General features: G+C 49.9%; 5 protein-coding genes and 1 pseudogene. 2 read left to right on the top strand and 4 right to left on the bottom strand.

Going from position 1 to position 6,773, the window contains the following annotated elements; genetic code table 11:
• The 4 genes from PF479_RS14495 to PF479_RS14510 form a co-directional block, all read right to left on the bottom strand.
• Positions 1-734 (bottom strand): glucuronate isomerase (locus PF479_RS14495; protein WP_298007860.1); only part of this gene is annotated, 734 nt, incomplete at its 3' end.
• Between the two features lie 67 nt (positions 735-801).
• Positions 802-2,280 (bottom strand): UxaA family hydrolase, encoded by a 1,479-nt coding sequence (locus PF479_RS14500; RefSeq protein ID WP_298007862.1) that lies wholly within the window; start codon positions 2,278-2,280, stop codon positions 802-804.
• On the bottom strand, positions 2,273-3,802 hold the full coding sequence (locus tag PF479_RS14505) for a tagaturonate reductase (protein WP_298007864.1): 1,530 nt from the start codon (positions 3,800-3,802) through the stop codon (positions 2,273-2,275). The genes PF479_RS14500 and PF479_RS14505 overlap by 8 nt, the downstream gene beginning before the upstream one ends.
• Positions 3,803-3,806: 4 nt before the next feature.
• Entirely contained in the window at positions 3,807-4,538 is a 732-nt protein-coding gene (locus tag PF479_RS14510; protein ID WP_298007866.1) for a FadR/GntR family transcriptional regulator, read from the bottom strand.
• A 189-nt stretch (positions 4,539-4,727) separates the two neighbouring features.
• Between PF479_RS14510 and PF479_RS14515 the strand changes: the two are divergent.
• Together PF479_RS14515 and PF479_RS14520 are read left to right on the top strand one after the other, a co-directional pair.
• Positions 4,728-5,693, top strand: a pseudogene (locus tag PF479_RS14515) (acetylxylan esterase).
• Between the two features lie 11 nt (positions 5,694-5,704).
• A complete protein-coding gene (locus PF479_RS14520) occupies positions 5,705-6,613 on the top strand; it encodes a hypothetical protein (protein WP_298007868.1) in 909 nt (302 codons plus the stop codon).
• Positions 6,614-6,773 lie beyond the last annotated feature (160 nt).

The raw sequence follows: 6,773 nt of genomic DNA on the forward strand, positions 1-6,773 counted from the left end.
GCTGCGGCATAACAGGTTTCAAGGCCATGGTCGGAGAGGCGGCACCCCGCATCGTGAAAGTACTGGTGCCGGATTTCGATGGCCTTGACCAGGGAGGCAGAATCCCGGATGTCCGTTCCCACGGCCTTGGAAAGGGCGATAATGTAGTCTTTCCAGAGGGGTTTTTCGATGGCCATGGCCTTGTCGGGCCGCCAGGTGGGGAGCACTTTGACCTGAAATCCTTCGGCTGCCAGGGATTTATGGTACTCCAGACTGTCGATGGGATCGTCGGTGGTACAGACGATTTTGACATTGCTGTCGACCATCAACTGACGGGCACTCATGCCTTTGTCGATGACCTTCTGAGAGCGGTCCCAGACTTCCTGAGCGGTATCGCCGTTCAGAACGAGGTCATCGATGCCGAAGTAGCGGGCAAGCTCGAGGTGGCACCAGTGGTACATGGGGTTGCGGAGAAGATAGGGCATGGTTTCGGCAAACTTCTGAAATTTCTCCCTGTCCGGAGCATCACCGGTGATGTATTTTTCATCTACACCGTTGGTGCGCATGCACCGCCATTTATAGTGGTCTCCCCCCAGCCAGATCTGGGCGATGTTATCCCATTTTTTGTCTTCTAAAATTTCTTTGGGACTCAGATGACAGTGGTAGTCTATGATGGGCTGGTCCTTGGCGTACTCTTTATAGAGGCGTTTCGCCTCATTGTTTTCCAGTAAAAAATCGTCTTTTATAAATTTCATGATTCTTTTAATCTCCTTATCGAAGCTTGATTACTTGGTCTTTCCCACTGTATTTTACCATACAAAACTATAGAATGACCCCATCCTTGAAAATTGAAATTTCCCGGTATCCCTTTCTTTCGTTCATGGCCTCCTCTCCCGAGGCAATGGCCAGGACCTTATCGGTCAGATCCAGGTTCACTTCATCCAGGGTTTTTCCTTCCACGGCAGTTCCCGCATTAAAATCTATCCAGCTCTTTTTACGGCGGGCCAGGTCTGAGTTTGTCGCGATTTTCACGGTGGGTACAGGGGCTCCCAGAGGGGTTCCCCGTCCTGTCGTAAAGAGGAGAACAGTAGCTCCGGCCGCGGTCATGGCGGTGGTGGAGACGATGTCATTCCCCGGACCATTGAGGAGAATCAGACCCTTGCCTTCCACCCTGCCGCCATAGGGGATCACTTCGCTGATGGTGGCCCTCCCCCCTTTTTGAATACATCCCAGAGACTTGTCTTCCAGGGTTGTGATGCCGCCGTCTTTATTCCCGGGGGAAGGATTCTCATAAACCACCTGATCATGCTTTGTAAAGTAATCCTTGAAGTCGTTGACCAGGCTGACTGTCTTATCGAAGACCTCCCTGTTGAGGCATCGGTTCATCAATATGGTTTCAGCACCGAACATCTCGGGGACCTCGGTCAGTATCGATGTGCCTCCCGCGCCCACAATGCTGTCTGAGAATCGGCCCACCAGAGGGTTGGCCGTGATGCCTGATAGCCCGTCGGAGCCTCCGCATTTGAGACCCACCACCAGCTCGGAAACCGGGGTTTCAACACGTTTGTCCTCTTTGACCACATCCAGCAGTCCGCGGATCAGATCCAGTCCTGTTTCCACTTCGTCTTCAACATCCTGGGTCGAGAGAAATTTCACCCTCTTATCGTCGTAGTCGCCCAGGGCCTCTTTGAAGGAGGGGATGTTGTTGTTCTCACACCCCAGGCCCAGCACCAGAACGGCCCCCGCATTGGGATGGTTCACCAGGTCGGCCAGGATGGTCCGGGTGGTCTGATGGTCATCCCCCAGCTGTGAACAGCCAAAGGGATGGGCAAAGCTGAAGATGCCACCGCATCGTCCCTGGTTCTCCTTCTCTGCCAGACAGCAGAGGATTTCGGCGGTCTTATTCACACAGCCCACGGTGTTGATTATCCAGAGTTCATTACGGGTTCCCGTCCGGCCGTCGGCCCGGGGATAACCCAGAAAGGTCCTACCCCGGAGCGGGCTGTCGATGAGGGCAGGGACCACAGGTTTATAGTCATAACTCAGGGACCCTGAAAGGAGAGTTTTCACATTGTGGGTATGGAGATGTTCTCCCTTTTTGACTTCCTCTACGGCCTTCCCTATGGGATAGCCGTATTTCAGGATTTCATCTCCCGGGCTTAGGTCTTTCAGGGATATTTTATGACCCGCAGGAATCTCTGTCAGGGCCTTCACACCCAGAATATCTGTTCCGGAGGGGATCGATTTCAAGGCGACGACAACATTATCCAGTTCAGAAATTTGAATCCATATTTCAGCCATCGATCATATCCTTCAATACGGCGGGCACACCATCTATCACCATGCGGCAGAGAAAGGTGGATGTCTTTAATCCGAGTCCTTCCCGGGTGTTGAGATCCAGTCCCCAGTAGTCCTCTTTTGCCAGAACGCTGGTCATGATTGTTTCGGCTTCCTCCATGGTTCCACCGGTCAATCCGTCCCAGAGGGATGCAAAGAAATCCAGGATTTCGGGAGAGTCGCTGATGGCGTATTCCCTGCCGTCCACAGCCCGATGAGCTTTCAGGGTTATGTCAGAGCCCTGGCTTCCTTTATAGAAGAGGACCAGGGCAGCCAGAGAAAAGCTCAGGACTTCGGGGAGGCTTTTTTTCCTCTTCACATATTCCAGCAGTGACGGCAGGACCCGGGTTTTAAATTTGGAAACCGAGTTCAGGGAGATGCTTAAGAGAAAGTGTTTGATATAGGGATTGCTGAAGCGTTCCAGGATGGCTTTACCGTACTCATCCAACTCTGCGGCGGGGAGGTCCAGGGTGGGAATGATCTCTTCGAAGATTCCCTTGCGGATATACTGTGAAATGACGTCATCATACATGCAGTCTTGTACAGTTTCCAATCCATACAACCAGGCGGCCAGGACGGTCATGGTATGGGCGCCGTTGAGGATGCGGACCTTCCGGGTCCGGTAGGGAGCCATATTATCGCACCATTTGACATTCAGTCCGGCCTGGATGAGGGGAAACTCCTTCTCGTACTCCCGGGGGCCCTCGATGACCAGAAAGTGAAAGATTTCGCCTGTGTTCAGCACATTATCTCTGTATCCGATCTCCTTCCAGAGATCTTCCACCTCGTACCGGGGATAGCCACTCACAATGCGGTCTACCAGGGTGTTGAAAAAGACATTGGCTTCGGTGATCCAGAGGATAAAGTCCTCATTGTCAGGATACCAGGAAGAAGCCAGTTCCAGGAGGATGGCTTTCAGCATGTCCCCGTTGCGGTCAATCAGCTCACAGGGGAAAAATAGGAAACCCTTGTCCCGGGCTCCCTCAAAAAGGTCATACCTTTTTTTAAGAAGGAGGAGGAGTTTGCCTGGAAAAGACTGAGGAGGCTGATCGGCCTGGCTGTCTTCCTGACGGAGTACTATCCCCGCTTCTGTCGTATTGGAGACGATGATCCTGAGATCGGGATTCTCTGCTTCCTTGAGATAACTCTGAAAGTCCTCATAGGGGTTTACGGCCCGGTCGATGACATCGATGATCTTCTTTTCAACAACGACCTCACCCTTCTGAATACCCCGTAAAAAAAGAGTGTACAGGTAATCCTGCTCCTTCATCATGCCGATCATGCCCTGAGGCAGGGGTTGAACCAGGGCCACTTTTCCATTATAAAGGCCCTGACTATTCATCTCATCCACCATCCAGTCGATGAAGGCACGGAGGAAGTTCCCCTCTCCGAACTGCAGGATGGTAACAGGCCTGTTCTCTGGTATGACACCAGCCTCAAGACCTGTTTCTTTATTCAAACCATTCATAACACTCTGTGCATTCATTAAATTACTCCTTAAATATTCTTTTCAGGGCCCAGTTCCGATGGCTGGTCATAGCCTCATCGGCTTTATCCGGATCTCCTGTTTTTATGGCATTGATAATTTCCTGATGTTCCTGAGGGATTCGGGAAAAGTCCTGATCTCTCTGCTTCAGGTGGGGCTGTTCCATGGTGACGATACGGGGGGTAAGCTGACTGAACAGGGAGACCAGAATATGGTTCCTCGTGGCATTGGCGATGGCCAGATGAAAGAGGTAATCCTCTTCCAGGTAGGCGGAGCTTTTATTTTTGGTGTAGAAACTCTCCAGAAAAATCTGCTGCCTTTCGTCGATCAACTTCAAATCGGCCTCTGTTCTGCGTTTTGCCGCCAGACGGGCGCACTGCACATCCAGAATAAACCGGGCTTCCATCAGGTCGGCCATTTTCTGGTCCCTGGACACAGGGATGGAACTCATCAGTTCTTCGATGGTCTCCTGCCTCATGGAGCTGATCCGGGTCCCGCTCTGGGGAGAGATTTCCACCAGACCGTAGAACTCAAGCTTTTGAAGAGCCTTGCGGACATTCCCCCGGCTGGTACTAAGGGTCTCGGCCAGGGCTCTTTCTGAGGGCAGACGTGCCCCGGGCAGGAGCTCTTTGGTATGAACTAATTCCCGGATTCTCTGAAGTATAAATACTTCAGGGTCCAATTCGGGATCTGCTTCCTTGAAATATTTCAAATCGACAACAGAATCCTGATTCATCAGATGTCACTCCTTCCATATTTGGTCAACCAATTAGGACTATTTATACATTTGGTTAACCAATATGTCAAGATGATTTCACTGGTAAAGTTAGAAAAGAAGGGATAAGATTCAATCTACAGAACATCAAATATCCTGACCCTTTATGCCTCCCTTCAGGCATAAAGGGTCAGGAAAACAGGAGTGACTATGCCCAGTGTTGATATGCCTCTCAAGGACCTCAAAAAATACAATGGGATCAATCCGAAACCCGCTGATTTTGATAAATACTGGGCGGAAGCCCTGGCAGAACTGGATACTCATGATTTGAATCCCGAACTTGTCTCCGCCGATTTTAAGGTGCCCCATGCGGAGTGCTTTGATCTGTATTTTATAGGAGTGGGAAATTCAAGGATTCATGTGCGTTATGCCCGTCCATCCAGCATCTCTCCCGATACGAAACACCCCGCGGTTCTTCATTTTCATGGATACACCGGAGAAACACCCCCCTGGTCTGAACTGATGAGCTGGACTGCGGCAGGATTCTCTGTTTTTGCCCTGGACAGCCGCGGTCAGGGAGGTCTCTCAGAAGACAAAAGCACCGTTTCCGGGACAACCTGGCGGGGACAGATCATCCGGGGTCTCTCAGACAGCCCGGAGAAACTGCTCTTCCGTCAAATCTATCTGGTTTCGGTGGCTATGGCCCGGATAGCCTTTGCCAGTCACTAGGTGGATGAGAAAATGGTGGGAGCCCTGGGCGGGTCTCAGGGGGGAGCCCTGACCCTGGCCTGCGCCGCACTGGAACCCCGGATCAAACGGGCGGCTCCCCGCTTCCCCTTCCTCTGCGATTTCAAGAGAGTCTGGGATATGGATCTTGGTGAAATGGCTTATGAGGAGCTTCAATACTTCTTTAAGAAGTTTGATCCCACCCATGAGCGTGAAGAGGAAATATTTACAACCCTGGGCTACATTGACCTGCAGTTCCTGGCTCCCCGGATCAAGGCGGAGGTTCTGCTCGGTACAGGACTGATGGATACGATTTGTCCTGCCTCCACTCAGTTTGCCATGTATAACAAGATTAAGGCTCACAAGGAGATGATCGTATATCCTGATTTCGGCCACGAAAGCATTCCTGATTTTGATGACAGGACGTATCAGTTTATGATGGGATTATAAAAAGAGGTTCTATGAAAATAAAGCGGGGATTATTCCTCTCCATTATCATCCTCGGACTCTTCGCTACGAGCTGCAGCGAATACAACGGGGTCAACTATCGGGCCCTCAAAAGGGGCAATATAAAAATCTTTGTCAGCCGGAATTCGAACAACAAATTTATTAAAAATCAGATTTGGAGCGTTTCAAAATTTCTAAAGGACAAGATTCCTAAACAAACCGGGAACTATGAGGTCTATATCATAGATCATGACATCAAAGAACTTCTGGGGGATAAGACGTTCTCAAAGCATATATTCGATAGGGTATTTGAGAATCCTTTTTACTCGGATGTCCAGAAAGATAAGGCGATCCTGCCTATCTCAGCCGATCTGGATGCCATTGCATCAGACAGATACCAGGGCAGCCTGGAGTCCCTCTATTTTATCCCTCTCGCCGATATAATAATCATCCGGAACAGCAACCAACCAGATAAAGACCACTTTCTCTACGGCTATCTGTCACTCCTGTTGTTCGAACACAATCCGGAATATTACCTGAATTACGCCTCTAACGAAGACGATCTGACAGACCTCCTGCTCTTCCGTTATCTGCTGACCGGCTTCAGCAGTTTCCAATCCCGATACTTTGCAAAATATCCCAACCGCAGGGAATCTCTGGCACTCTATAAAACCATCATAAAAACTGATATCAAATACCTGGAAAGTAATAATCCAGTGGATCTCGAACTATTCAGACTCAAATCTGTTAAACAACTTGTCAACGAACCGGAATCCCTGCGTTATTATGCCCATTTTTTCAACTATCTATCTGAGAATATGGAAGAAAAAGAATTTCTGGACCTGATGGATTCCTTTTTCCGATCGGAAAACAAAGGACAGGATGATTTGAGGGAACAGTTTTACAATTGGCACCGCAGGTGAAGTATTGAGGAAAGACTTAATGTCAGCCTGGCAAAAATTTTATTTTTTTTATTTACAAAAGAAACTGACAAGTTCCGGGGACTTCTCAAAATACTGATCCGCCCCCAGAGCCAGAAGTTCTTCCCGGGGATGGGCTCCCCAGGTGACGAGTCCACTCTTC

Source organism: Oceanispirochaeta sp., from assembly GCF_027859075.1.
Taxonomy (GTDB): Bacteria; Spirochaetota; Spirochaetia; order DSM-2461; family DSM-2461; genus Oceanispirochaeta.

Bases quoted from the DNA above. Each gene is read 5' to 3' on its own strand.
- PF479_RS14500 (WP_298007862.1), bottom strand. From the start codon at position 2,280: ATGGCTGAAATATGGATTCAAATTTCTGAACTGGATAATGTTGTCGTC.
- PF479_RS14510 (WP_298007866.1), bottom strand. From the start codon at position 4,538: ATGAATCAGGATTCTGTTGTCGATTTGAAATATTTCAAGGAAGCAGAT.
- PF479_RS14505 (WP_298007864.1), bottom strand. From the start codon at position 3,802: ATGAATGCACAGAGTGTTATGAATGGTTTGAATAAAGAAACAGGTCTT.
- PF479_RS14520 (WP_298007868.1), top strand. From the start codon at position 5,705: ATGAAAATAAAGCGGGGATTATTCCTCTCCATTATCATCCTCGGACTC.